Source organism: Kribbella pratensis (assembly GCF_004365355.1).
GTDB lineage: Bacteria > Actinomycetota > Actinomycetes > Propionibacteriales > Kribbellaceae > Kribbella.
On record NZ_SODP01000001.1, the window covers coordinates 2,192,350 to 2,216,059 of the forward strand.

Consider the following 23,710-nt stretch of genomic DNA (forward strand, 5'->3'; position numbering starts at 1 on the left):
TACTCGCGGTGCAGCTCAGAAAATGACTTCGCCGCGGGCGCGGCGGGCGCGGAGCTTCTCGAGGGCTTCGTCGAGGATCTCCTGGGCCTCCTGCTCGGAGCGGCGCTCCTTCACATAGGCCAGGTGCGTCTTGTACGGCTCGATCTTCGGCGGCGGGGGCGGGTTGTTCACATCGGTGCTGGTCGGAAGACCGCACCGCGGACAGTCCCACTCCTCCGGGATCGACGCCTCGACCGCGAACCAGGTCGCGGTCTCATGCCCGTTCGCACAGAAGAACACGATGCGCTGCCGGGGCGCGGTGTCGCCGCGCTCCGCCTCGCCCATCGGCCCGGCACCGACCCGGCTGCCACGAATCGCACTGCCTCCACCAGCCACGGGAACCGACCCCTCAGCCGAGCTTGTAGAGCAGGCCGACCGCGACGATGCTGGCGAACCAGATCAGACCGACACCGATCGTGATCCGGTCCAGGTTCCGCTCCGCGACCGACGAGCCGCCCAGGCTGGACGACACACCGCCACCGAACAGGTCCGAGAGGCCGCCACCGCGGCCTTTGTGCAGCAGTACGAGCAGCGTGAGGAACAGGCTGCAGACGATCACGACGATCGAGAAAGCGAGAATCACGAGGAGTAGCCTAACTGAAGGTCCAGGTAACGGCAGATGCCGGCGAACTCGTCCACCTGAAGGCTCGCGCCTCCGACCAGGCAGCCGTCGACATCCGGTTGGGCCATGATGCCACCTGCACTGGCCATCTTCACCGATCCACCGTAAAGAATCCGTACCGAGTCGGCGACCGAGGGTGAGATCGTCTCCTCCAGCCGGCCACGGATCGCGGCGATGACCTCCTGCGCGTCCTCCGGGGTCGCCACCTCGCCGGTGCCGATCGCCCAGACCGGCTCGTAGGCGATGACGAGCTTGCGGACGTCGTCCGCCTTGATCCCGGCGAGCGCGGCGTCGATCTGGGCCACGCAGTGCTCCACGTGACCGTTCGCCTTGCGGACCTCCAGGCCCTCGCCGACGCACACGATCGGGATCAGTCCGGACTCGAGCGCCTTCGCGGTCTTGGCGTTGACCAGCTCGTTGGTCTCGTGGTGGTACTGCCGGCGCTCCGAGTGGCCGGTCAGCACGTACGTGCAGCCGAGCTTGGTGAGCATCGACGCGGCGATCTCGCCGGTGTATGCGCCGGGGTCGTGCGTGGACACGTCCTGGGCGCCGTACTTGATCTTCATCCGGTCACCGTCGACCAGCGTCTGCACGCTGCGGAGGTCGGTGAACGGCGGCAACACGGCCACCTCGACCCGCTCGAAGTCGTGCTTCTTGTCCTGCAACGTCCACGACAGCTTCTGCAGCAGGTGCACGGCCTCAACGTGGTTGAGGTTCATCTTCCAGTTGCCCGCCATGAGTGGCGTACGGGCAGCGTCTGCCATGGTTGCTCAGTCCTCTTCCAGTACGGCGAGACCCGGGAGCTCCTTGCCCTCCAGGTATTCGAGCGAGGCGCCACCGCCGGTGGAGATGTGCCCGAACGCGTCGTCCGCGAAGCCTAGCTGCCGCACGGCGGCCGCGGAGTCACCGCCACCGACGACGCTCAGCCCGTCCACCTCGGTCAACGCCTGCGCGACGGCCTTCGTTCCGCCGGCGAACGCCGCCATCTCGAAGACACCCATCGGGCCGTTCCAGAACACGGTCTTCGCGCCGGAGATCTCGGCCGCGAACGCCTTGCCGGACTCCGGACCGATGTCGAGGCCGAGCTGGTCGGCCGGGATCGCGTCGGCCGCGACGACGGTGGCCGGCGAGTCGCCCTTGAACTCGGGCGCGACCACGATGTCGGTCGGCAGCACGATCTTGTCGCCGGCGTCCTTCAGGTACCCGCGGACGATGTCCAGCTGGTCTTCCTCGAGCAGGCTCTTGCCGACCTCGTGGCCCTGGGCCTTGAGGAACGTGAAGACCATGCCGCCGCCGATCAGCAGCTTGTCGGCCTTGGCCAGCAGGTTGTCGATCACCGCGAGCTTGTCCGACACCTTCGCGCCGCCGAGCACGACGACATACGGACGGGCCGGGTCCTCGGTCAGCTTCTTCAGCACCTCGACCTCGGCGAGCACCAGGCCGCCGGCCGCGTGCGGGAGCTTGCGGGCCACGTCGTACACGCTGGCCTGCTTGCGGTGCACGACACCGAAGCCGTCGCTGACGAAGACGTCGGCCAGCGCCGCGAGCTCATCGGCCAGCGCGCCGCGCTCGGCCTCGTCCTTGCTCTCCTCGCGCGGGTCGTACCGCACGTTCTCGAGCAGCAGGACCTCGCCCTCGTCCAGCTCCTGGACCGCCTCCTGGGCGCTCTCGCCCGTGACGTCGGTCGCGAAGTGCACGGTGATGCCCTCGGGCTGCAGCAGCTCGCCGAGCCGCTTGGCCACCGGGGCCAGCGTGTACGCCGGGTTCGGCTCGCCCTTCGGACGGCCGAGGTGCGCGGTGACGATCACCTTCGCGCCGGCCTTGGCGAGCTTGATCAGGGTCGGCAGCGAGGCGCGGATGCGGCCGTCGTCGCCGATCACCTCGTCCTTGATCGGCACGTTCAGGTCGGACCGGACCAGCACCCGCTGGCCCGCCAGGTCGCCGAGATCTTCGATGGTCTTCACAGTTCAGCTTTCTCGGGTGAACGAGCTTGCGTCCGAAGAAGCACCAGGGCTCTCCGGACGCAAGCGGGGGAACATCAGAGCTGTCTCAGCTGGGTCAGAGCGAGGCGCCGACGTGCTTGACCAGGTCGACGAGGCGGTTGGAGTAGCCCCACTCGTTGTCGTACCAGCCGACGACCTTGACCTGGTTGCCGATCACCTTGGTCAGGCCGGCGTCGAAGATGCAGGAGGCCGGGTCGGTGACGATGTCGGTGGAGACGATCTCGTCCTCGGTGTAGGTCAGGTAGCCCTTCAGCGAGCCCTCGGCCGCGGCGGCCTTGTAGGCCTCCTTGACCTCGTCGACGGTGACCTCACGGCCGACGGTGACGGTCAGGTCGGTGGCCGAGCCGGTCGGCACCGGCACGCGCAGCGCGTAGCCGTCCAGCTTGCCCTTGAGCTCCGGCAGCACCAGGCCGATCGCCTTCGCGGCGCCGGTCGAGGTCGGCACGATGTTCAGCGCGGCGGCGCGGGCGCGGCGCAGGTCCTTGTGCGGGCCGTCCTGCAGGTTCTGGTCCTGGGTGTACGCGTGGATCGTGGTCATCAGACCCTTCTCGATCGTGAACGCGTCGTTGAGGACCTTGGCCAGCGGGGCGATGCAGTTCGTGGTGCAGGACGCGTTCGAGATCACGGTGTGCTTCTCGGCGTCGTACAGCTCGTGGTTCACGCCCATCACCACGGTCAGGTCCTCGTTCTTCGCCGGGGCGGAGATGATGACCTTCTTGGCGCCGTTGTCGGCGTGGGTCTTGGCCTTGGTGGCGTCGGTGAAGAAGCCGGTCGACTCGATCACCACGTCGGCGCCGACGTCGGACCACTTCAGGTTGGCCGGGTCGCGCTCGGCGAACGCCTTGAAGCTCTTGCCGCCGACGGTGATGTCGTCGTCGGTCGCGGAGACCTCGCCCGGGAAGCGGCCCAGGATCGAGTCGTACTTCAGCAGGTGAGCGAGGGTCTGATTGTCGGTCAAGTCGTTGACGGCGACGACCTCGATGTCGGCACCGGACGCCTGCACGGCGCGGAAGAAGTTACGGCCGATCCGGCCGAAGCCGTTGATACCTACGCGTACGGTCACGGGACTGCGTCTCCTCAGATCTGGCGTTCGAGCACTGCCCTACAGTCCGAACATTAGCCCAACAGCCCACCTGGCCAACTGGTAGCGTCCACATCAGACCACCATGACCCGCGGGTAGCCGTCCGAGCAGACCACCCGCACACACAACTGCCCCGGAAACCTTCCGGGGCAGCCTGTTGAATACCAGTTGACCAGCTGGTGACCTCAATACCCGAGCGCGGCACCCGCGGCGCGCGCCGCCGAAGCACTGCCGGTCTGCTCCTTCGCGCCGTCCGCACTCGCCGCCGGCGCTGCGCTCCCCGCGGGTGCGTGCCCGGTGTTCAGCAGCTTCGCGGCCAACGCCGCATCTCCTGGCGCACCGATCGCCAGCGTCGCCTTCACACCGTCCAGCCGGCCCGGCGCAGCCGCCTGGAACCCGTCGTCCGGCCAGTTCGCAACAGGAGACTCCGGGTCGGCGACCATCTTGCCCTGTTGCGCTTGCTGCTTGCGGTACTCCTCCAGAGCCCGCTGCCGTTCCATCTCCTTGATGGCGTTCTCGGTCCGGACGCGCTCCAACTCGTCGCGCGCCCTTGCCTCGTCCTCTGCCGTACCCATCGGTCTCCCATCGTCGTGGTGCGACGATGCAACCAGAGGTGCAAGAGCCGGATGAGCCGTTTCAGATAACGATCCGGTCAGGCCGGGTCGAGCATTTCTGGGGTCAGGTTGGCTTCGGTGTTGGGGATGCCGAGGTCGGCGGCGCGCTTGTCGGCCATGGCGAGCAGGCGGCGGATGCGGCCGGCTACTGCGTCCTTGGTGAGAGCTGGCTCGTGCAGCTGGCCGAGCTCCTCGAGGCTTGCCTGCTTGTGCTCGAGACGCAGCTTGCCCGCGATCTGCAGGTGATCGGGTACGTCGTCGCCGAGGATCTCCAGCGCCCGCTCGACGCGTGCACCGGCCGCGACCGCAGCCCGGGCGGAGCGGCGCAGGTTTGCGTCGTCGAAGTTCGCCAGCCGGTTCGCGGTCGCGCGGACCTCGCGACGCATCCGGCGCTCCTCCCACGCCAGCACCGACTCGTGCGCACCCAGCCGGGTGAGCAGCGCGCCGATGGCGTCACCGTCGCGGATCACGACGCGGTCGACGTTCCGCACCTCGCGGGCCTTCGAACCGATGCCGAGCCGCCGCGCCGCACCGACCAGAGCCAACGCCGCCTCCGGACCGGGGCACGTCACCTCGAGCGAGGACGACCGGCCGGGCTCGGTCAGCGAGCCATGCGCGAGGAACGCTCCCCGCCAGGCCGCGACGGCATCACACGAAGCGCCGGACACGACCGCCGGCGGAAGGCCTCGCACCGGTCGGCCACGGTTGTCCACCAGCCCGGTCTGCCGCGCCAACGCGTCACCGTCGCGGACCACGCGGACGACGTACTTCGTCTGCTTGCGGATGCCGGACGGGGAAATCACCACCACGTCCGACGGGTGACCGAAGATCTCCGCGATGTCCTTGCGCAACCGCCGGGCCGCGGCGCCGCTGTCGAGCTCGGCCTCCACGACGATCCGTCCGGACACCAGGTGCAGCCCGCCCGCGAACCGCAGGATCGACGAGACCTCGGCCTTGCGGCAACACGGTTTCGTCACCTGAATACTGGTCAGCTCGGACTTCACCTGTGCTGTCATCGCCATGAAGGCCATCCTCCCACCCATGTCAAAGACCCTTGGACCACCAACGGCCCCGAGCCGCCCCGGTTACGGGCATCCGGGCCGCTGCAACCTTCCGGCACGTTGATCGCGTTACCCCGGCGACATTGTGAGAGGAGGCGCATGAAGGCATCGGATGAAGCCGAGTTCACCGAGTTCGCCGCCGCCATGATCCGGCGGCTGCGGCGTACGGCGTACCTGATGTGCGGTGACTGGCACCGCGCCGAGGATGCCGCGCAGGACGCGTTGGTCAAGGTGTACCGCCGCTGGAACCGGATCGACCGCACGCACGGCCTGAACAGCTACGCCCACCAGTGCTTGGTCACGTCGGTCTTCGACCAGTCCCGCAAGCCGTGGCGGCGCGAGCGGTTCGTCGACGCCGACGACCTGGACCGGATGCTGCCCGACGCGGCCGGTGTCGTCGACGACCGGATGCTGGTCGTCGAGGCCTTGGCCGCGCTGCCACCGAGCCAACGAGCCTGCGTCGTACTGCGTCACTACGGCGATCTCAGCATCGAACAAACCGCCGCCGTCCTCGGGATCGGCGTCGGCGGCGTGAAGAGCCAGACCTCCCGAGCCCTCACCCGCCTCCGCGAACTTCTCGACCAGACCGAAAGGAGCGCCCCGTGAACAACGACATCGAACACCTGCTGGCGACCGCCGCCGACGACACCGACCGGCCGCTGAACACCGACGTCGACGACCTGCTGATCCGGGCCCGGCGTTCGGTCCGCCGAACCAGGATCGCGACCGCTTCCACCGCGGTCCTCACCACTGCGGCGATCATCGGGGGCATCGCCACCTGGTCCGCGACCCGTGACGAGAGCGCCGGCCCGGCCGGTACGCCGACGGGTCAGACCATCACGATCGACGTCAAGACCGGCCGCATCGTCGACAACGAGACCGGCAAGACAGTCGTGCCGGCGCCGCCGATGAGCCCGTTGCCGGACGCCGAGGTGCTGGACCGCTGCGCGCGCTACGACCTGGCCTACCAGCGCCTCGCCCACAGCGAGCGCAAGACCATCGACCATGCAGGTCCGATCAACGGCCGGTGGAAGGTCCTCGTGAAGAGCGGCGACCAGTCCGTACTGAACGCCCTGCTCCTCTCGCCCGACAAGTCGATCGTCGCGACGTGCACGATGAGCGGCCCGACGAAGCCGGACAGCCTCGCCCGCTCCGGTGCGGCGACGGTCGAGGAGAGGAGCCGGTACCGGAATCCCTTGACCATGCAGGAGGGATTCCGGGTTCCGGTGCCCGGTGTGAGCCGCGTGCTGCTCGACATCGCCGGGGAGAGCAGTCCTCGCGAGGCCCTGGTCGGAACGGACGGATATGCGACCCTCGGGCATCTCGGCAAGGACAACAAGCTCATCACGCTGAATCGCATCCGGGGCTACGACTCGAGCGGCAAGAAGGTTTACGACCAGACGCCCAAGCCGTTCGCTGCCCCGGCCCGGACCGTCGATCCGGCGGTGACCGTCAAGACCGCGCAGGCGATCACGCCGGTGGTCGTGCTCACGAAGGAGCCCGGGACCGGGAGGCCGCTCATCGCCGCGCCACCCGTCAGTCCGCTCACCGACGAACAGGTCACCACTCGGTGCGAAGGCGTCGACGAGATCTACTTCAAGGATCTCGACAAGGGCGGCGTGAACACCGACGACGCAGTGATCAAGGCCGCCGGACCCATCTCGCGGGCGTGGCAGGTGGCGCTCAAGACCGGCACCGGCGACAAGCTGACGGCCTTGCTGATCTCGCCGGACAAGCGCGTGTTCGCGTGGTGTCACATGCTGACGCCGACGGCCAAGGGTGCGTACGACTACACCCGCGGCGCGGTCCAGGCCGACGGGAAGTTCGCGAAGTCGCCCGACTTCGCGATGGTTCCCGACGGGGTCGCGCAGATCGTCGTCGACCTGCCGGCAGGACCGACGCGGGCACTGATGTCGAACGGCTTCTTCATCTGGGGCCTGACCGGCGGGAACTCCAACGTTAAGAGCGTCCGGGTGCACGGGTACGACGCCGAGGGCAAGCAGATCTACAACCAGCCCATGGACCTGGACGTCGACTTCGACTAGCTGAAAATCTCGCGGTAGACCTTCGCCAGCTTGTCCGGGGCGTGGTGCAGCTCCTGTTCGTCGTCGGCGATATCGGCGATCACCAGCTCGGCCCCGAGGGATTCCGCCGTACGGCGGAGTGACTCGGGGTCGGGCACGTGGCCGGTGTCGGCGAGGACGACGTCGATCCGCAGGTCGGGGGCGTGCGCGGCCAGCACCTCGAGGTGGGTCTCGGGCGAGAAGCCGTCGGTCTCGCCCTTCTGCTCCCCCAGGTTCAGCGTGAGGAGCCGGCGGGCACTGGTCAGCTCGAGACCGCGGCAGAGCTCGGGGACCAGCAGATTCGGGATCACGGACGTGAACCACGAGCCCGGGCCGACCACGACCCAGTCGGCCTCCGCGATGGCGACGAGTGCCTCCGGGCACGCGGGCGGGTCGGCCGGGTCGAGCGCGACGTCGACCACGTGCCCCTCGGTCGTCGCCACCTCGGCCTGACCGCGGATCTCGGTGATCGCCTCGGGATGGGCCGGATCGAGCCCGAGCACCCGCGCGGTGATATCGAGCGGTACTGAGGACATCGGCAGCACCCGCCCTTGTGCACCGAGCAATCGCGCGACCCAGTCGAGTCCGTCGACCGCCTCGCCGAGCAGCTCCCACAACGCGACGATCAGCAGGTTGCCGACCGCGTGGTCGTGCAGCTCACCGTTGCTGCGGAAGCGATGCTGCAGTACGTCGGCCCACGTGCGGCCCCACTCGTCGTCGCGGCACAACGCGGCCAGCGCCATCCGCAGATCACCCGGAGGCAGTACGCCGAGCTCCTGGCGCAGCCGCCCGGACGAGCCGCCGTTGTCGGCGACCGTGACGACCGCGGTCAGCTGGTCGGTGACGTGACGAAGCGCGGAGAGAGAGGCAGCCAAGCCGTGTCCCCCGCCAAGTGCTACGACCTTGGGAGACGGGCGGGGGTCTGAGGGTCGCCCCCCAGAGGAAACATCAGAGCGCTCAGGCCCGTGCTCTTCGCGGGCAGAGCTGTCCCAAGCGTTCTGGGTCACTCCCGCCCCAGATCACGATGTACCACCAACGTCGGTGAGCCCTTCTCGCGCAGCCTCCGGGCGATCTCCTCGGCCATCGCGACGCTGCGGTGCTTTCCCCCGGTGCAGCCGATCGCGACGGTGACGAAGCGCTTGCCCTCGTTCAGGTAGCCGCTCCGCAAGGTGTCCAGCACGTCCACGTAGTTCTGCAGGAACTGCTGGGCCAGCGGATGGCCGAGCACGAAGTCTGACACAGGCTTGTCCTGGCCGGTCATCGGGCGGAGGTCCGGCTGCCAGTACGGGTTCGGGATGAAGCGCATGTCGGCGACCACATCGGCGTCGACCGGGATGCCGTACTTGAACCCGAACGACACCACAGTCGCGCGCAGCTCGGCGTTCTCCTCGTCGCCGAACGCGTTCACGATCTTCGCGGCGAGCTGGTGGATGTTCAGGCTCGACGTGTCGATGACCAGGTCGGCGCCGGCCCGGATGTCGCCGAGCAGCTCGCGCTCGCGCTGGATGCCGTCGAGCAGCCGGCCCTCGCCCTGCAGCGGGTGCGGCCGGCGGACACTCTCCTGCCGGCGCACGATCACATCGTCGGACGCCTCCAGGAACAGCGTCAGCGGGCGGTACCCCTTCAGCCGCAGGTCGTGGATGGCCGAGCTCAGCTCCTCGAAGAACAGGCCGGTCCGGACGTCGACCACGACCGCGAGCCGCGGCGCCGCGCCGGTGCCGATGACCTGCTCGACGAGCGTGGTCAGGAACATCGGCGGCAGGTTGTCCACGACGAACCAGCCGAGGTCTTCCAGTACGTCGGCGACGGAGCTTCGTCCCGCGCCGGACATGCCGGACACGATGATGAGGTTGCCGCCCGTGTCGTCCATCAGTTCTCAGTTCTCCCTGGGTCCCCGTCGGCCAAATCCGTTGACGACAGTCCGGCCGGCGCCGGGACGTCGTCGCCCAGTATCTCGCCCGTGGCCGTGTTGACCGACGGTGCCCGGCCGGTTTCCGCCTTCGTTGCGGCAGCGTTAACCGCCAGTACGACCGACTCCGCCAGCCGCGGCCCGAATCCGGGGAGACTCGCCACCTCGTCGACGGTGGCCTGACGCAACTTCTTCAGCGAGCCGAAATGACGCAGCAGCGTCTTGCGCCGCACCTCGCCGAGACCGGGGACCTCGTCGAGCGTGCTCTCGACCATCGACTTCGATCGCCGGCTGCGGTGGTGTGTGATCGCGAACCGGTGCGCCTCGTCCCGCAGTCGCTGCAGGAGGTACAGGCCTTCCGACGTACGGGAGAAGATGACCGGGTCCTCCTCGTCGGGGAGCCAGACCTCCTCGAGCCGCTTGGCGAGACCGCAGACCGGGATGTCGCCGAGCCCCAGCTCGTCCATCGCCTGGCGGGCCGCGGCAACCTGGGGCGGACCACCGTCGACCACGACGAGCCCCGGCGCGTAGGAGAACTTCTTCGCTCGCCCGGTCTCGGGGTCGATCAGCGCGCCGTTCGGGTCGTCGTCCCCGGTCATCGTGGCGCGCTCGTCGAGGAGGCGTTTGAAGCGGCGGGTGAGGACCTCGGCGATCGAGGCGACGTCGTTCTGGCCGTCGACGCCCTTGATCACGAACCGCCGGTACTCGCTCTTGCGGGGCAGGCCGTCCTCGAACACGACCATCGAGGCGACCACCTCGGTGCCTTGCAGGTTGGAGACGTCGTAGCACTCCAGCCGCAGCGGCGCCTCGGGCAGGTCGAGCCCGGCCTGGATCTCCTCGAGCGCCTGGTTGCGGGTGGTCAGATCGCTGGCCCGCTTGGTCTTGTGCATGGTCAGCGTCTGCAGCGCGTTCCGCTCGACGGTCTCCATCAGCGCCTTCTTGTCGCCGCGCTGCGGGACCCGGATCGACACCCGCGCGCCGCGGATCCCCTCCAGCCACTGGGTCAGCGCGTCGGCGTCCTCCGGCATCGTCGGGACCAGGATCTCGCGCGGGATCGCGTCGACCGAGTCGTCGGCGTACATCTGCTGGATGAAGCGCGAGACGAGATCGCCGGTGGTTGCCGTGCCGTCGGCTTTGTCGGCGATCCAGCCGCGCTCACCGCGGATCCGCCCGCCACGGACGTAGAAGATCTGCACGGCGACTTCGAGCGGGTCCTCGCTCAGCGCAATCACGTCGGTGTCGGTGCCGTCGCCGAGAACCACGGCGTTCTTGGCCAGCGCCTTCTCCAGCGCGGCCAGGTCGTCGCGGATCTTCGCGGCCCGCTCGTACTCCAGCTCGGCCGCCGCGGCCTTCATCTCCTTCTCCAGCCGGCGCACGTACGTCGCGGTCTGGCCGGACAGGAACGCCGCGAAGTCCTCGACGATCTGGCGATGCTCCTCCTGGCTCACCTGCCCGGTGCAGGGCGCGGCGCATTTGCCGATGTACCCGAGCAGGCAGGGCCGGCCGATCTGGCGGTGCCGGTTGAAGACGCCCTTGCTGCACGAGCGCATCGGGAACACCCGCAGCAGCAGGTCGACGGTCTCGCGGATCGCCCAGGCGTGGCTGTACGGACCGAAGTACTTCACGCCCTTCTTCTTCTGACCTCGGCCGACCATCACCCGCGGGTACTCCTCGTTGAGGGTGATGGCGAGCCACGGGTACGACTTGTCGTCGCGGTACTTCACGTTGAAGCGCGGGTCGTACTCCTTGATCCAGGAGTACTCCAGCTGGAGCGATTCGACCTCGCTGGCGACCACGGTCCACTCGACCTTCGAGGCCGTCGTCACCATCGCCTGCGTCCGCGGGTGCAGGTTCACCAGATCCTGGAAGTACGACGACAACCGGGCCCGCAGGTTCTTCGCCTTGCCGACGTAGATGACCCGCCCGGCGGAGTCGCTGAAACGGTAGACGCCGGGTGAGTCGGGGATCGATCCCGGAGCGGGACGGTACGAGGACGGATCAGCCACCCAACCACCCTAGTTCGGGTCGCCGACAATCCGGAATTCCGGCAAAGTTTCTACCGCAAGTTCAATGACAGACTTGAAGGTATGACGATTGACGACCTGGATCGGATGATCCGCGCGTACGACGGTGTCCGGGTGCTCGAGGCCCAGGACGACCTCTTCTACCTCTACGATCCGGCCGCCGACCTCCCGCCGGAGCGACAGCAGCCGTTCGCCACCATTGTCACCGGCGACCACTACGAGAAGGTGTCCCGGCTGGACGAGCCCGGCGCCTGGCGGCTGAACCTCGGCCTCACCAAGGCGACGTACACCTCACTCTTCGGTCCGGTGCCGACCGAGCGGGACGCGGACTGGGTGCTCGACTCGGTGCATGACTACACAGCACGGAACACGCTGATGCCGCACCCGTTCTACGCCGCGCAGTACTGGATTGCCGTGGTGAATCCGGTTGAGGCGCCGCCGCTCGTCCCGTTGGTGCAGGAGGCGTACGAGTTCGCGGCCCGTAAGTACGCCAACCATCAATCCCGCCAAACCCAGTGAACTTTGCAGTCGTGTTGCGGCTTGGCCCATAAGCCCGGTTTGACCCCCGGTTGGGATGAGCGACGTCTCTAGCGTGTGACCCAGGGTAGATGTGCAGGACCTTTGCGTGAGGCAACAAGGCCTTGCGCTGACTCGAGGGAGTTCCGCCCATGTCCCCATCCCTGAGCATGCCACGCGCACTACTCGGTGCGGTCGCGGCTTCAGCGCTCGCGGTCACCGGCATCGTCGCGACGGCGGCCGGCAGCAACGCATCCCAGCAGGCGCCGGTGACGATCCGCGGCGCCGGCAGTTCGAACGCGATCCCCGGCAGCTACATCGTCGTACTGAACGGCCAGCGGTCGCAGGCCCAGACCCGGGTCACCACGCAGAGTCTGGCGACGAGCTACGACGTCAAGGTCAAGGACCAGTACGACGCCTCGATCAAGGGCTTCTCCGCGAGTATGAGTGAGGACCAGGCGAAGAAGCTCGCCGGTGACTCGCGGGTCGCGTTCGTGCAGCAGAACCAGAAGATCACCGTCAGCCAGGACAACCCGCCGTGGGGCCTGGACCGGGCCGACCAGCGCGACCTGCCGCTGGACAAGAAGTACGAGGCCTCGACCACCGCCGACAACGTGAACGTCTACGTGATCGACACCGGCATCTACGCCAAGCACAAGGACTTCGGTGACCGCGCGTCGGTCGGCACCGACACCGTCGGCGACGGCCAGAACGGCGTCGACTGCATGGGCCACGGCAGCCACGTGGCGGGCACGATCGCGGGCACGACGTACGGCCTGGCCAAGGGTGCGAAGGTGATCGCGGTCCGGGTTCTCGACTGTAAGGGATCCGGGTCGACCGAGTCCGTGGTGGCCGGGATCGACTGGGTGACCAAGAACGCCAAGAAGCCCGCGGTCGCGAACATGAGCCTGGGCGGTGGCGCGGACGACGCGCTGGACGCGGCGGTCAAAGCCTCGGTCGGCGCCGGCATCACCTATGCCGTTGCTGCTGGCAACGATAGTGCGGACGTCTGCCTGAGCTCGCCGGCCCGGGAGCCCTCGGCGATCACCGTCGGCGCGACCGACGACCAGGACAAGCGGGCGTCGTTCTCGAACTTCGGCAAGTGCGTCGACCTGTTCGCGCCGGGGGTCGACATCACCTCGGTCGGCATCACCGACCCGGACGCGACCGCGAAGATGAGCGGTACGTCGATGGCGACGCCGCATGTCGCCGGCGGGATCGCGCTCTACCTGGCCGACCACCCGGACGCGACACCGGCCGACGTCGCGAAGGCGCTGGTCGGCAACTCGACGCCGGACAAGGTCGGCGACCCGGGCGACGCCTCGCCGAACAAGCTGCTGTACGTCGGGAAGGCCGACCCGGCCCAGTCCTGACCACGTCCCGGCTTGACCCACATCCCGGCTTGACCCACATCCCGGCTAGACCCACCTCCCGGCCAGACCCATGTCCCGGCTCGACGCATTTCATGGGTTGACCCACGAAGTCGGGGGTTCCCCACCCTGACTCCGGGTGGGGAACCCCCCACTTGCCTGGTGGACCTATCAAGTTGCCTGGTGGACCTATCAAATTGGCTGGCCGGCCCAGCAAAGGGTCAGGCGGACTGAACGATGTTGCTGCCCTGGACGGCGACGTTCACCGCGGGCAGCGGCGATTGCGCCGGACCGCTGGTCACGCTGCCGTCGGTGATCTTGAAGTGGCTGTTGTGGAACGGGCAGACGATCTGTCCGTCCTCGACCGAGCCGACGATGTTGCCCTGGTGCGTGCAGACCGCGGAGAAGCCCTTGTACTGACCCGCGGTCGGCTGGGTCACCACGACCTTGGCGTCGGTGAACACCTTCCCGCCGCCGACCGGTACGTCGGACACCGGGCCGAGGACCGTCCCGCCACTGGCGGGAGCGCTCGACGACGGTGCACTCGATGACGCGCTAGGAGTGCTCGCTGTGGGCGCGGAACTCGAGCCGGTGGCCGACGGCGTCGAGGCGCCACCGCCGGAGGCGTCGTCGCTGCCGCCGCAGGCCGCGAGGATCGGGGCGCTGGCACCCACCAGCGCGGCCATGGCCGCGCAGCGGAGCACCGTCCTCCGGTCGCGCCGACCGTCCGCCGCTGCGCTGGGCACGGCCTCGGTCTGCTGCGGGGTGGCTGGTGCCATCGTGTCATCGCTCATGAATCTGGACCTCCAGGAGCCTGCTGGTCGAAGTAGTTGAACGCTATATACCGGGTCAAACGACCGGATGACCCGAACGGTTCAACGACTTCAGGATTGAACTGCAGTTTGAAGGTTTGCTGTGAACCCGCTGCGAATCTGCTGGCCGCCACCCCCCGCGAGGGCTCGCGTCGACCGGGTGCCTGACAGACTTTGGGCGTGGGGAAGGCCATGGGATGACAGGAACGACGAACGACTCGACCGTCCTTCGGGCGATCGCGGACCTCGCACCGATGTGGATGCCGGGCTGCGTCGTCGACACCGCCGAGCGCACGGTCGAGGTCGGCTGGGGCCGCGGCGCCCTGCAGATGTCCGCGGTCGTCGGGCTGGGCGAGATCATCGATCGGTGCAATCAGGTCCCGCAGCACCGTTGGGCCGAGCAGATCGAGGCCTGGCTCCGCGCCGTCGTCGCCGAGGGTGAGCTGGCCACCGAGGAGCACCGGTTCGGCGACGTCGCGGAGCGGCAGCGGGCGCTGCTCGTGCAACGCGGGTGGTCCGCCCGCACGGCCGGCCCGGTGGCCGACGCGCTGATCCCGTTCGGGGACCACTTCGAGGTCGTGGTGTTCATCCGCACCGGTACCGAGCTGCGGCGGCTGACCGTCGTACGGCGATCGATGCTCGGCCTCGGCGATCCGGCCGTGCCGTCGCCGGTGCAGCTCACGCTGGAGCAGATCTCCGACCTGCGGCCGGTCGAGCACGACGGGTTCTCGGTGCTCAGCCGGGACGACGACCCGCTCGTGTCGATGGCGGTCGTCGATCGCGAGAATCTGCTGCCGCAGGCGTCTCTCGGCCTGGGCGTACTACTCGGCGTACCGCGGTTGAGCACGGTCGCCTTCTGCGCCGCGGATGCCGGGCAGGAGGCGGCGGACGGGCTGGCGAAGTTCGTCGCGGACACCTATCGCGACGCGCCGGACCAGTGCAGTCCGGACGTGTTCTGGCTGCAGGGCGACCGGATGGTCCAGGTGCCGGTCACGTTGGCCGAGCCGCCGACAGTCATGCTGCCGGCGGCGCTCCTGCCGTCGCCACGCCGTACCTGGGTCCGGCACCTCGTCCAGCAGCTGTTCCGCCGCTGACGAAAGGGCTGGTCAGCCGGCGACGCGCTTCCGGGTCGCCGCCTTCTTGGCCGGCGCGGCCTTCTTCACCGCTTTCTTGGCGACAGCCTTCTTTGCCACCGTCTTCTTCGCGGCGGCCTTCTTCGCCGACGCTGCCTTCACCGGCCCTGAGTTCACCGGCGCTGCCTTCGCGGCCTGCTGCCTCGCGCTCGGCTTCGCCGCCCGACCCTCGAGGATCTCGGCGAGGAACTGCCCGGTGTACGACGCCGGGTTCGCCGCGACCTCCTCCGGCGTACCTTCCGCGACCAGCGTGCCGCCGCGGCGACCGCCGTCCGGACCGAGGTCGATCAGCCAGTCGGCCGTCTTGATGACGTCGAGGTTGTGCTCGATGACCAGCACCGAGTTGCCCTTGTCCACCAGACCGCTCAGCACGCCCAGCAGCTTGCGGATGTCCTCGAAGTGCAGACCGGTCGTCGGCTCGTCGAGCACATACACGGTCCGGCCGGTCGAACGCCGCTGCAGCTCCGACGCCAGCTTCACCCGCTGCGCCTCACCACCGGACAGCGTCGGCGCCGGCTGGCCGAGTCGCACATACCCCAGGCCGACCTCGACGAGTGTCTTCAGGTGCCGCGAGATCGCCGGGATCGCCGCGAAGAACTCCGAGGCCTCCTCGATCGGCATGTCCAGCACGTCCGCGACCGTCTTGCCCTTGTAGTGCACCTCGAGCGTCTCGCGGTTGTACCGCGCGCCGTGGCACACCTCGCACGGGACATACACGTCCGGAAGGAAGTTCATCTCGATCTTCAGCGTGCCGTCACCCGAGCAGGCCTCGCACCGGCCGCCCTTGACGTTGAACGAGAAGCGACCCTGCTGGTACCCACGGACCTTCGCCTCCGGCGTCTCCGCGAACAGCTTGCGGATGTGGTCCCACACTCCGGTGTAGGTCGCCGGGTTCGACCGCGGGGTCCGCCCGATCGGCGACTGGTCGACGTGGATGACCTTGTCGACCAGCTCCATCCCAGAGATCTTCGTGTGCCGGCCGGGAACCGTGCGAGCCCCGTAGATCTGCCGCGCCAGCGAGGTGTACAGGATGTCGTTGACCAGCGTCGACTTGCCCGACCCCGACACACCCGTGACCGCGACGAACACCCCGAGCGGGATCGTGACGTCGATGTCCTTCAGGTTGTTCTGCCGGGCGCCGTACACCGTCAGCTCACGGCCCTCGGTCAGCGGCCGCCGGACGGCGGGGATCGGGATCTCCCGGCGACCGGACACGTACTGACCGGTGATCGAGTCCGGGTGGTTCCGCAGGTCCTCGACCGTGCCGGAGACGACGACCTGGCCGCCGTGCTCACCGGCGCCGGGGCCGATGTCGACGACCCAGTCGGCGTGGTCGATGGTGTCCTCGTCGTGCTCGACGACGATCAGCGTGTTGCCGAGCTCCTTGAGCCGGACGAGCGTCTCGATCAGCCGCCGGTTGTCCCGCTGGTGCAGACCGATCGACGGCTCGTCGAGCACATACAGCACGCCGACCAGACCTGAACCGATCTGGGTCGCCAGCCGGATCCGCTGCGCCTCACCACCGGACAGCGAACCGGCCGGCCGGCTCAGCGCGAGGTAGTCCAGGCCGACGTCGAGCAGGAACCGCAGCCGCTCGCCGATCTCCTTGACCACCCGCTCCGCGATCTGCTTCTCCCGCGGGCTCAGCTCCATCTGCACGAGGAAGTCGTGCACCTCGTCGATCGACATCGCGCTGATCTCCGCGATGTTCTTCCCGCCGAGCGTGACCGCCAGCGAGATCGGCTTCAGCCGCGCGCCGTTGCAGGCCAGGCACGGCACCTCGCGCATGTACTCCTCGAAGCGCTCGCGGCCGGTGTCGCTGGACGCCTCCGTGTGCCGGCGCTCCACATACGGGATCACGCCTTCGAAGCTGGTGTAGTACGACCGCTCGCGGCCGTAGCGGTTCTGGTAGGAGACGTGGACCTGCTTGTCGTGACCGGTGAGCAGCGCCTTCTTCGCCTTCGCCGGCAGCTCGCCGAACGGCGTGCTGGTCTTGAACTTCAGGTCCCTGGCCAGCGCGTCGAGCAGACGCTCGAAGTACTGCGAGACGTTCTGCCCGGCCCACGGCTGAATCGCGCCCTCGTCGAGAGACTTGGACGGATCCGGCACCAGCAGCTCCGGGTCGACCTCCATCCGGGTGCCGAGCCCGGTGCAGACCGGGCAGGCGCCGTACGGCGAGTTGAACGAGAACGACCGCGGCTCGAGCTCGTCGATGGCCAGCGGGTGATCGTTCGGGCAGGCGAGCTTCTCGGAGAAGCGACGCTCGCGGTGCGGGTCGTCGTCCGGGAGGTCGACGAAGTCGAGCACGACCAGACCGCTGGCCAGCCCGAGCGCGGTCTCCACCGAGTCGGTGAGTCGCTGCTTGGCCGAACCCTTCACCGCGAGCCGGTCGACGATCACGTCGATGTTGTGCTTCTTCTGCTTGTCGAGCTTCGGCGGATCGGTGAGCTGGATCGTCTCGCCGTCGACGCGTGCCCGGGAGAAGCCTTGACCGGTCAGCTGCCGGAACAGGTCGACATACTCGCCCTTGCGGCCGCGGACGACCGGGGCGAGCACCTGGAACCGGGTGCCCTCGTCGAGCTCGAGCACCCGGTCGACGATCTGCTGCGGCGTCTGCCGCGCGATCGGCTCACCACACTCCGGGCAGTGCGGCCGCCCGGCCCGGGCGAACAGCAGCCGGAGGTAGTCGTAGACCTCGGTGATCGTGCCGACGGTCGATCGCGGGTTGCGCGAGGTGGACTTCTGGTCGATCGAGACGGCCGGCGACAGCCCCTCGATGAAGTCGACGTCCGGTTTGTCCATCTGCCCCAGGAACTGGCGGGCATACGCCGAGAGGGACTCGACGTAGCGCCGCTGGCCCTCGGCGAAGATCGTGTCGAAGGCCAGGCTGGACTTGCCGGACCCGGACAGTCCGGTGAAGACGATCATGGCGTCCCGCGGCAGGTCGACCGAGACGTCCTTCAGGTTGTGCTCACGCGCTCCACGCACGATCAGACGGTCAGACACAAGCTCACTCTCAGCCGTTCTCGAGGGTATCCGGGGCATGCCCCGTCATGCTAACGAGGCCCACCGACAAAAACTTCCGCCGCCGGCCGCACTGCTTTCTCCGCGGGGTGCTTCGAAAGTATATTCGATCGCCGAGGGTGGTCTGCGCAGCCGGTGCGATCAGTGCGAGGATCGGCGGTGTCGCACAGGATCACCCGACATCCAGGGAGAGGCGCATGCCGGAGTACCACGGGAACGTCAAGGTCGGCGGACCGGCCCAGACACACGAGCTGGCCCAGTTGATGATCACCAAGGTCGCCGTCGGGCCGATGGACAACAACGCCTACCTGCTGCGGTGCCGCCAGACCGACGAGCAGGTCCTGATCGACGCCGCGAACGACGCGGACACACTGCTCCAGCTGATCGGTGACGGCGGTCTCGCGCGTGTCGTGACCACGCACCGCCACCAGGACCACTGGGATGCACTGGCCGAGGTCGTCGCGCGGACCGGCGCCACCACCGTCGCCGGGCGGTACGACGCCGAGGGCATCCCGGTCCCGACCGACCAGCTCGTCGACGACGGCGACCACATCGCCGTCGGCCAGTGCAGCCTGCGCGTGATCCACCTCGTCGGCCACACCCCCGGCTCGATCGCCCTGGTGTACGACGACCCGGACGGCGCCCCGCACCTGTTCACCGGCGACTCGCTGTTCCCGGGAGGCGTGGGGAACACGCAGGGCGACGCGGAGCGCTTCACGTCGCTGATCAACGACGTCGAGACCAAGCTGTTCAACGAGCTCCCCGACGAGACCTGGGTCTACCCCGGCCACGGCTCCGACACCACCCTCGGCGCCGAGCGGCCGCACCTCGCCGAGTGGCGTGAGCGCGGCTGGTGACCGGATTCGCCGACTACGAGCCGGATGTCGCCCGGCAGACCGTCGACGTCCAGGTGCGTCCGGGAGAACTGCGTGACCTGGACGCGTGTGCCGAGCTGATCGTGTCGCGGACCCACGGGTCCGCGGCCGAGCGGCGCGAGCGGCTGGTGGCCGACCTCGCCGACCCGGACAAATACATCGCCGTCGCGGTCGTCGGCGATGAGGTCGTCGGGTACGGCGGCGTGATCCACCACGAACTCAAACCCGACGACCCGCCGACAACCGCTCCGACGGGGTACTACCTGATCGGCCTGATCGTCTCCCCCGCCTGGCGCCGCCACGGCATCGGCGAGCTGCTGACCCGCGACCGCCTACGCTGGACCGCCGAGCGCGCCGACGCCGTCTACTACTTCGCCAACCAGGCGAACGCCGCGATCCTCGACCTCAACAAGAGCTTCGGGTTCACCGAGGTCACCCGCGACTTCATCTTCCCGGGCGCCCCGCTGAAGCCCGGCACCTGCGTCCTCCTCCGGGCCGGCCTCAACGGTCGGTGAGCTCGGCGGGGTAGGCGATCACGTCGACCAGGGCGTTGTTGCGGATCGCGGTGATCTCCGTGCGGCGGGCGATCGCGTCCTCGAACAGTTGCCGCTGCAGCGACTGAGCGTCCCGGAGCGGTACGCCGTCCACCGCCAGCACCAGGTCTCCTTGGCGCAGGCCCGCGGCGGCGGCCGGGCTCGCCGGGATGACCTCGACGACCCGGAGCGCTGTCCGCTGGTCGAACCGTTCCGCAAGTGACGGCCGGAGCGGCGCGGGCGTGGTCACGAGGCCGAGGTACGCGCGGCGTACGCGGCCGTCATGCAGGAGCGAGTAGATGATCCGGCGCGTCGTCGGGTTGATCGGGACGGCCAGGCCGAGGCCGATCCCGGCGACCGCGGTGTTGATGCCGATCACGCGACCGTTGCCGTCGGCCAGCGCTCCTCCGGAGTTGCCTGGGTTCAGTGCGGCGTCGGTCTGGATGACGTCCTCGATGATCCGCTGCGCCGAACCGCTCCGCACCGGCAGCGACCGGCCTAGCGCGCTGACCACACCGGCTGTCACGCTCCCGGCCAGGCCGAGCGGGTTACCCACGGCAACCACCAGGTTCCCGACCTTCAGGTGATCCGCGTCGCCGTACTCTGGCGGATCCGGGATGTCGCGGTCGGCCCGCAGTACAGCGAGATCGGACAGCCGGTCCACTCCGACGACACGGGCCTGTGCCGTCGTCCCGTCGGCGAACTCCGCGGAAGCCTCGGATCCGTCGCCGACCACGTGCGCGTTGGTGAGCAGGTGACCGTCGCCGGTCAGCACCACGCCGGAGCCGGACGAGTCGCCGCGCCGGCTGTGGATCCGCAGGCTCGCGACCCGCGGGATCAGGTGTTCGGCCACCCCCGAGACCACCCGGGAGTAGGCATCCAGTACGTCGTCCCCAGCGATCTCGTCAGTCATGGCCATGCCTCCTGAATTACAGGATTACACCGCAAGCAAACTCGGACCAGCAGGTGAACCGGGCCACAATACTGACCGATCGGTTGAAAACTGGCCGATCGGTCAGTCAAGATGCTGACATGGCAGTCACCACCCCGGCCCGGGAGCGGACCAGGCACGAGATCGTCCGGCAGGCGATGAACCTGTTCCAGGCCGGCGGCTACAACGCGACGTCACTGCAGGACATCGCGACGGCGGCCGGCTGCTCGAAGGCGACGGTGCTGTACCACTTCAGCGGCAAGCCGGCCGTGCTCGCGGCCGTCCTCGAGCCCGCCGCGGCCGACGTCGCCGAGCTGGTCAAGGCCGCTGCCCAACTGCCTCGCGCCGAGGCGCAGGAGCTCGCGATCCAGCGCTTCATCGATCTCGCCGTCGAGCACCGCGGGGTGGTCGACGTGCTCCAGGACATCCTGGCGGTGATCGAGCAGATGCCCGAGTTCGGGCAGCTGGTCGCCGACGGCATGCGACTGACCGACTACATGGCCGGGTCCGACGACCCGCTCGAACGGGACCTCGCCAAGTTCGCCATCAACGGTCTGCTCGGCGAGTGCCGGCATTCCGGGGAGCGCACCGACGACGACCTCCGAAGACTCTGCGACATCGCCCTGCGGAGACTGCTCCGCCGCGCCTGAGCCCTGACCCGCCCTCCGCCACCGCGCGGACGATCACCTCTGCCCGTACGCCGTACCGACCCGAACGGATGCACTTCCCGATGGCCAATCTGCTGTACCGGCTCGGCCGGTTCTCCTACCAGCGCAGGCGGCTCGTCGCCGCCGTATGGGCGTTGTTCCTCGTTCTGCTGGGCGTCGGTGCGCTGACGCTGGGCGGCAAGACCGCGAACACGTTCTCGATCCCGGGCACCGAGTCGCAGCGGGCGCTCGATGCCCTCAAGCAGGAGTTGCCGGCCGCGAGCGGTGCGTCGTCCACGGTCGTGGTGAAGGCGCCCGAGGGCAAGACGCTCGCCGACCCGACCGTGAAGGCGGCGGTCGGCGCGACGGTTGCCAAGGTCGCCAAGGTGCCCGAGGTGATCGGTGCGGTCGACCCGTTCACCAGCAAGGCGATCAGCCCGGACGGTACGACGGGACTGATCAGCGTCCAGTTCGACAAACCTGCCGATGAGCTGTCACACGAGAGCGTCGACGGGTACGACGGTCTGAGCGGACTGAGTTCGGGTGATCTCAAGGTCGTCCCGGGCGGGCAGATCAAGGCTGGTGTTCCGGAGATCGGTGCGACCGAGGTGATCGGTGTCGCGGTGGCTGCCGTCGTACTGGTCGTCACGTTCGGGTCGCTCGTCGCCGCCGGCATGACGTTGGTGACGGCGCTGCTCGGTGTACTGGCCGGAATGGCCGGCCTGTTCATCGTGACCGCGTTCACCGATGTGTCGTCGACGGCGCCGATCCTGGCGTTGATGCTCGGGCTTGCTGTGGGGATCGACTACTCGTTGTTCATCAGCTCGCGACACCGCTCGCAACTGGGTGAAGGGATGGATCCGGAGGAGTCGGTCGCGCGGGCGACCGCGACGGCGGGATCGGCGGTGTTGTTCGCCGGCGCGACGGTGGTCATCGCGTTGGCCGGCTTGTCGGTGGTCGGGGTGCCGTTCCTTACCGCGATGGGTCTTGCCGCTGCCGCGACGGTGCTGACCGCCGTACTGGTCGCTTTGACGTTGCTGCCGGCGTTGCTCGGCTTCGTCGGGAACCGGGTGCTGCCGCGGAAGATGCGGAAGGCGCCGACCGCGGCTGCGCACAAGGAGGGGTTCGGTTTCCGCTGGGGCCGGTTGGTGACCCGGCTGCGGGTGCCGATCGTTGCTGTCGGCATCATCGGGCTCGGGTTCCTGGCGCTCCCGGTGAAGGACATGCAGCTCGCGCTGCCGGACGGCGCGTCGGCGGCGGCCGGCACCAACCAGCGGGTCGCGTACGACCTGACCGCCGCCGCCTTCGGACCGGGCGCGAACGGACCGCTGGTAGTCGTTGTGCAGAGCAACGACCCGGCAACCTCGAACGCGCTGGCACAGCAGGTGCTGGGCAAGACACAGGGTCTGCCCGACGTCGTCGCCGCACAGCCGGCCGCAGCAAGTCAGGACGGTACGACGCGGCTGCTGCAGGTGATCCCGAAGAGCGGACCGGCCAGCGAGGAGACCTCCGACCTGGTCAAGAACCTGCGCTCCGCGGTGAAGCCGCTCGCCGCCGGCGACGCGAGCATCTCCGTGACCGGGAACACCGCGGTCGGGATCGACGTGTCGAACAAGCTCTCCGACGCGTTGCCGACGTACCTGTTCGTGGTGATCGGGTTGTCGTTCCTGCTGTTGCTGCTGGCGTTCCGGTCGGTGCTGGTGCCGTTGAAGGCGACGCTCGGGTTCGTGCTGACGATCGGGGCGACGTTCGGGATCACGGTCGCGGTGTTCCAGCAGGGGCACCTGGCGAAGCTGGTCGGGATCGACTCCCCCGGTCCGCTGGTGAGCTTCCTGCCGATCATCATGATGGGCATCCTGTTCGGGCTCGCGATGGACTACGAGGTGTTCATCGTCTCCCGCGTCCGCGAGGAGTTCGTCCACGGCCGGCACGCGAACGACGCGACCATCCAGGGCCTCGGCCACGGCGCCCGCGTCGTCACCGCCGCCGCCCTGATCATGGCGTCGGTCTTCGCCGGCTTCATCCTGGTCGAGGACCCGATCATCAAGGCGATCGGCTTCGGCCTCACGATCGGCGTCCTGATCGACGCGTTCGTGGTCCGGATGACGCTGGTCCCGGCGATCCTCAGCCTGCTCGGCGACCGCGCCTGGTGGTTCCCGAAGTGGCTCGACCGGATCACCCCGAAGGTCGACATCGAGGGCGAGTCACTGAACGTCCCCGATAAACCGGAGGAGAAGGAACTCGCAGAGGTCCACTGAACAACAGAGACGCCGAGAGGGGCACCGACGATGTCGGTGCCCCTCTTCGCGTGTCGGGCTGACAGGACTTGAACCTGCGACCCCCGGTCCCCCAGACCGGTGCGCTACCAAACTGCGCCACAGCCCGTTGCTCGCCGTTGAGGTGAGCGGGCTTTACCTTACAGCATTCGGTGCCCTGGTCCTGACCAGGGCAC

22 protein-coding genes and 1 tRNA gene are annotated in these 23,710 nt (G+C 68.4%); 9 read left to right on the forward strand and 14 right to left on the reverse strand.

The annotated features are described in order from the left end of the window. Positions 1 to 15: 15 nt before the first annotated feature. From EV653_RS10400 to whiA, 7 genes are all read right to left on the reverse strand, one after another. Positions 16 to 375, reverse strand: coding sequence for an RNA polymerase-binding protein RbpA (locus tag EV653_RS10400; RefSeq protein WP_130385522.1), 360 nt, complete (start codon positions 373 to 375; stop codon positions 16 to 18). A 13-nt stretch (positions 376 to 388) separates the two neighbouring features. After that, on the reverse strand, positions 389 to 622 hold the full coding sequence (gene secG / locus EV653_RS10405; RefSeq protein ID WP_130448352.1) for a preprotein translocase subunit SecG: 234 nt from the start codon (positions 620 to 622) through the stop codon (positions 389 to 391). Then, complete coding sequence (gene tpiA / locus EV653_RS10410) at positions 619 to 1,425, reverse strand: triose-phosphate isomerase (RefSeq protein WP_134100760.1); 807 nt, start codon at positions 1,423 to 1,425, stop codon at positions 619 to 621. The genes secG and tpiA overlap by 4 nt, the downstream gene beginning before the upstream one ends. A gap of 6 nt (positions 1,426 to 1,431) precedes the next feature. Further along, complete coding sequence (locus EV653_RS10415; protein WP_134100763.1) at positions 1,432 to 2,625, reverse strand: phosphoglycerate kinase; 1,194 nt, start codon at positions 2,623 to 2,625, stop codon at positions 1,432 to 1,434. 94 nt (positions 2,626 to 2,719) lie between these two features. Continuing rightward, entirely contained in the window at positions 2,720 to 3,727 is a 1,008-nt protein-coding gene (gap, locus tag EV653_RS10420; protein ID WP_134100766.1) for a type I glyceraldehyde-3-phosphate dehydrogenase, read from the reverse strand. A 204-nt stretch (positions 3,728 to 3,931) separates the two neighbouring features. Further along, positions 3,932 to 4,321, reverse strand: coding sequence for a hypothetical protein (locus tag EV653_RS10425; RefSeq protein ID WP_134100769.1), 390 nt, complete (start codon positions 4,319 to 4,321; stop codon positions 3,932 to 3,934). A 77-nt stretch (positions 4,322 to 4,398) separates the two neighbouring features. Next, complete coding sequence (gene whiA / locus EV653_RS10430) at positions 4,399 to 5,382, reverse strand: DNA-binding protein WhiA (protein ID WP_134100772.1); 984 nt, start codon at positions 5,380 to 5,382, stop codon at positions 4,399 to 4,401. 138 nt (positions 5,383 to 5,520) lie between these two features. On the opposite strand from whiA, the gene EV653_RS10435 reads away from it, so the two are divergent. Together EV653_RS10435 and EV653_RS10440 are read left to right on the forward strand one after the other, a co-directional pair. Continuing rightward, complete coding sequence (locus tag EV653_RS10435) at positions 5,521 to 6,027, forward strand: SigE family RNA polymerase sigma factor (RefSeq protein WP_134100775.1); 507 nt, start codon at positions 5,521 to 5,523, stop codon at positions 6,025 to 6,027. Next, positions 6,024 to 7,466, forward strand: a complete 1,443-nt coding sequence (locus EV653_RS10440; protein WP_134100777.1) for a hypothetical protein — start codon at positions 6,024 to 6,026, stop codon at positions 7,464 to 7,466. Before EV653_RS10435 ends, EV653_RS10440 begins: the two co-directional genes overlap by 4 nt. On the opposite strand, the gene EV653_RS10445 is transcribed toward EV653_RS10440, so the two are convergent. From EV653_RS10445 to uvrC, 3 genes are read right to left on the reverse strand one after another with little or no spacing between them, the layout of a single operon-like run. Further along, positions 7,463 to 8,491 carry a gluconeogenesis factor YvcK family protein gene (locus EV653_RS10445; RefSeq protein ID WP_370357573.1) on the reverse strand — a complete coding sequence of 343 codons (1,029 nt, stop codon included), beginning with the start codon at positions 8,489 to 8,491 and terminating at the stop codon, positions 7,463 to 7,465. The two genes, EV653_RS10440 and EV653_RS10445, sit on opposite strands and share 4 nt — an antisense overlap. Further along, positions 8,488 to 9,354 (reverse strand): RNase adapter RapZ, encoded by an 867-nt coding sequence (gene rapZ / locus EV653_RS10450; protein ID WP_130448361.1) that lies wholly within the window; start codon positions 9,352 to 9,354, stop codon positions 8,488 to 8,490. The genes EV653_RS10445 and rapZ overlap by 4 nt, the downstream gene beginning before the upstream one ends. Beyond that, complete coding sequence (gene uvrC / locus EV653_RS10455; protein ID WP_134100783.1) at positions 9,354 to 11,399, reverse strand: excinuclease ABC subunit UvrC; 2,046 nt, start codon at positions 11,397 to 11,399, stop codon at positions 9,354 to 9,356. The genes rapZ and uvrC overlap by 1 nt, the downstream gene beginning before the upstream one ends. Before the next feature lie 81 nt (positions 11,400 to 11,480). Here uvrC and EV653_RS10460 point away from each other — a divergent pair, with 81 nt between their 5' ends. Beyond that, positions 11,481 to 11,936 carry a DUF6194 family protein gene (locus tag EV653_RS10460; RefSeq protein ID WP_134100786.1) on the forward strand — a complete coding sequence of 152 codons (456 nt, stop codon included), beginning with the start codon at positions 11,481 to 11,483 and terminating at the stop codon, positions 11,934 to 11,936. 149 nt (positions 11,937 to 12,085) lie between these two features. Next, positions 12,086 to 13,306, forward strand: coding sequence for a S8 family peptidase (locus EV653_RS10465; RefSeq protein WP_134100788.1), 1,221 nt, complete (start codon positions 12,086 to 12,088; stop codon positions 13,304 to 13,306). A 218-nt stretch (positions 13,307 to 13,524) separates the two neighbouring features. On the opposite strand, the gene EV653_RS10470 is transcribed toward EV653_RS10465, so the two are convergent. Then, a complete protein-coding gene (locus tag EV653_RS10470) occupies positions 13,525 to 14,097 on the reverse strand; it encodes a Rieske (2Fe-2S) protein (protein WP_238159667.1) in 573 nt (190 codons plus the stop codon). A gap of 215 nt (positions 14,098 to 14,312) precedes the next feature. On the opposite strand from EV653_RS10470, the gene EV653_RS10475 reads away from it, so the two are divergent. After that, positions 14,313 to 15,209 (forward strand): hypothetical protein, encoded by an 897-nt coding sequence (locus EV653_RS10475; RefSeq protein WP_134100791.1) that lies wholly within the window; start codon positions 14,313 to 14,315, stop codon positions 15,207 to 15,209. 12 nt (positions 15,210 to 15,221) lie between these two features. On the opposite strand, the gene uvrA is transcribed toward EV653_RS10475, so the two are convergent. Further along, entirely contained in the window at positions 15,222 to 18,254 is a 3,033-nt protein-coding gene (gene uvrA / locus EV653_RS10480) for an excinuclease ABC subunit UvrA (RefSeq protein WP_134100794.1), read from the reverse strand. 215 nt (positions 18,255 to 18,469) lie between these two features. Here uvrA and EV653_RS10485 point away from each other — a divergent pair, with 215 nt between their 5' ends. Together EV653_RS10485 and EV653_RS10490 are read left to right on the forward strand one after the other, a co-directional pair. Continuing rightward, positions 18,470 to 19,129 (forward strand): MBL fold metallo-hydrolase, encoded by a 660-nt coding sequence (locus EV653_RS10485; protein WP_134100797.1) that lies wholly within the window; start codon positions 18,470 to 18,472, stop codon positions 19,127 to 19,129. Then, the gene (locus EV653_RS10490; protein ID WP_166679336.1) at positions 19,126 to 19,662 is read left to right on the forward strand and encodes a GNAT family N-acetyltransferase; all 537 of its coding nucleotides are present in this window, start codon (positions 19,126 to 19,128) and stop codon (positions 19,660 to 19,662) included. Before EV653_RS10485 ends, EV653_RS10490 begins: the two co-directional genes overlap by 4 nt. Here the strand turns inward: EV653_RS10490 and EV653_RS10495 are convergent. Continuing rightward, positions 19,649 to 20,593, reverse strand: a complete 945-nt coding sequence (locus tag EV653_RS10495; protein ID WP_238159668.1) for a S1C family serine protease — start codon at positions 20,591 to 20,593, stop codon at positions 19,649 to 19,651. The genes EV653_RS10490 and EV653_RS10495 overlap by 14 nt on opposite strands. A 119-nt stretch (positions 20,594 to 20,712) precedes the next feature. Here EV653_RS10495 and EV653_RS10500 point away from each other — a divergent pair, with 119 nt between their 5' ends. Both EV653_RS10500 and EV653_RS10505 read left to right on the forward strand, forming a co-directional pair. After that, on the forward strand, positions 20,713 to 21,261 hold the full coding sequence (locus tag EV653_RS10500) for a TetR/AcrR family transcriptional regulator (protein ID WP_134100805.1): 549 nt from the start codon (positions 20,713 to 20,715) through the stop codon (positions 21,259 to 21,261). A gap of 80 nt (positions 21,262 to 21,341) precedes the next feature. Next, a complete protein-coding gene (locus EV653_RS10505) occupies positions 21,342 to 23,516 on the forward strand; it encodes an MMPL family transporter (protein ID WP_134100808.1) in 2,175 nt (724 codons plus the stop codon). Between the two features lie 53 nt (positions 23,517 to 23,569). On the opposite strand, the gene EV653_RS10510 is transcribed toward EV653_RS10505, so the two are convergent. Then, a tRNA-Pro gene (locus EV653_RS10510) sits at positions 23,570 to 23,643 on the reverse strand. Between the last annotated feature and the right edge of the window lie 67 nt (positions 23,644 to 23,710).

Coding starts and splice junctions, on each gene's coding strand:
- EV653_RS10485 (WP_134100797.1), top strand. CDS start 18,470: ATGCCGGAGTACCACGGGAACGTCAAGGTCGGCGGACCGGCCCAGACA.
- EV653_RS10435 (WP_134100775.1), top strand. CDS start 5,521: ATGAAGGCATCGGATGAAGCCGAGTTCACCGAGTTCGCCGCCGCCATG.
- EV653_RS10470 (WP_238159667.1), bottom strand. CDS start 14,097: ATGAGCGATGACACGATGGCACCAGCCACCCCGCAGCAGACCGAGGCC.
- EV653_RS10505 (WP_134100808.1), top strand. CDS start 21,342: ATGGCCAATCTGCTGTACCGGCTCGGCCGGTTCTCCTACCAGCGCAGG.
- EV653_RS10495 (WP_238159668.1), bottom strand. CDS start 20,593: ATGACTGACGAGATCGCTGGGGACGACGTACTGGATGCCTACTCCCGG.
- EV653_RS10465 (WP_134100788.1), top strand. CDS start 12,086: ATGTCCCCATCCCTGAGCATGCCACGCGCACTACTCGGTGCGGTCGCG.
- EV653_RS10425 (WP_134100769.1), bottom strand. CDS start 4,321: ATGGGTACGGCAGAGGACGAGGCAAGGGCGCGCGACGAGTTGGAGCGC.
- EV653_RS10460 (WP_134100786.1), top strand. CDS start 11,481: ATGACGATTGACGACCTGGATCGGATGATCCGCGCGTACGACGGTGTC.
- tpiA (WP_134100760.1), bottom strand. CDS start 1,425: ATGGCAGACGCTGCCCGTACGCCACTCATGGCGGGCAACTGGAAGATG.
- rapZ (WP_130448361.1), bottom strand. CDS start 9,354: ATGGACGACACGGGCGGCAACCTCATCATCGTGTCCGGCATGTCCGGC.
- EV653_RS10500 (WP_134100805.1), top strand. CDS start 20,713: ATGGCAGTCACCACCCCGGCCCGGGAGCGGACCAGGCACGAGATCGTC.
- EV653_RS10475 (WP_134100791.1), top strand. CDS start 14,313: ATGACAGGAACGACGAACGACTCGACCGTCCTTCGGGCGATCGCGGAC.
- whiA (WP_134100772.1), bottom strand. CDS start 5,382: ATGGCGATGACAGCACAGGTGAAGTCCGAGCTGACCAGTATTCAGGTG.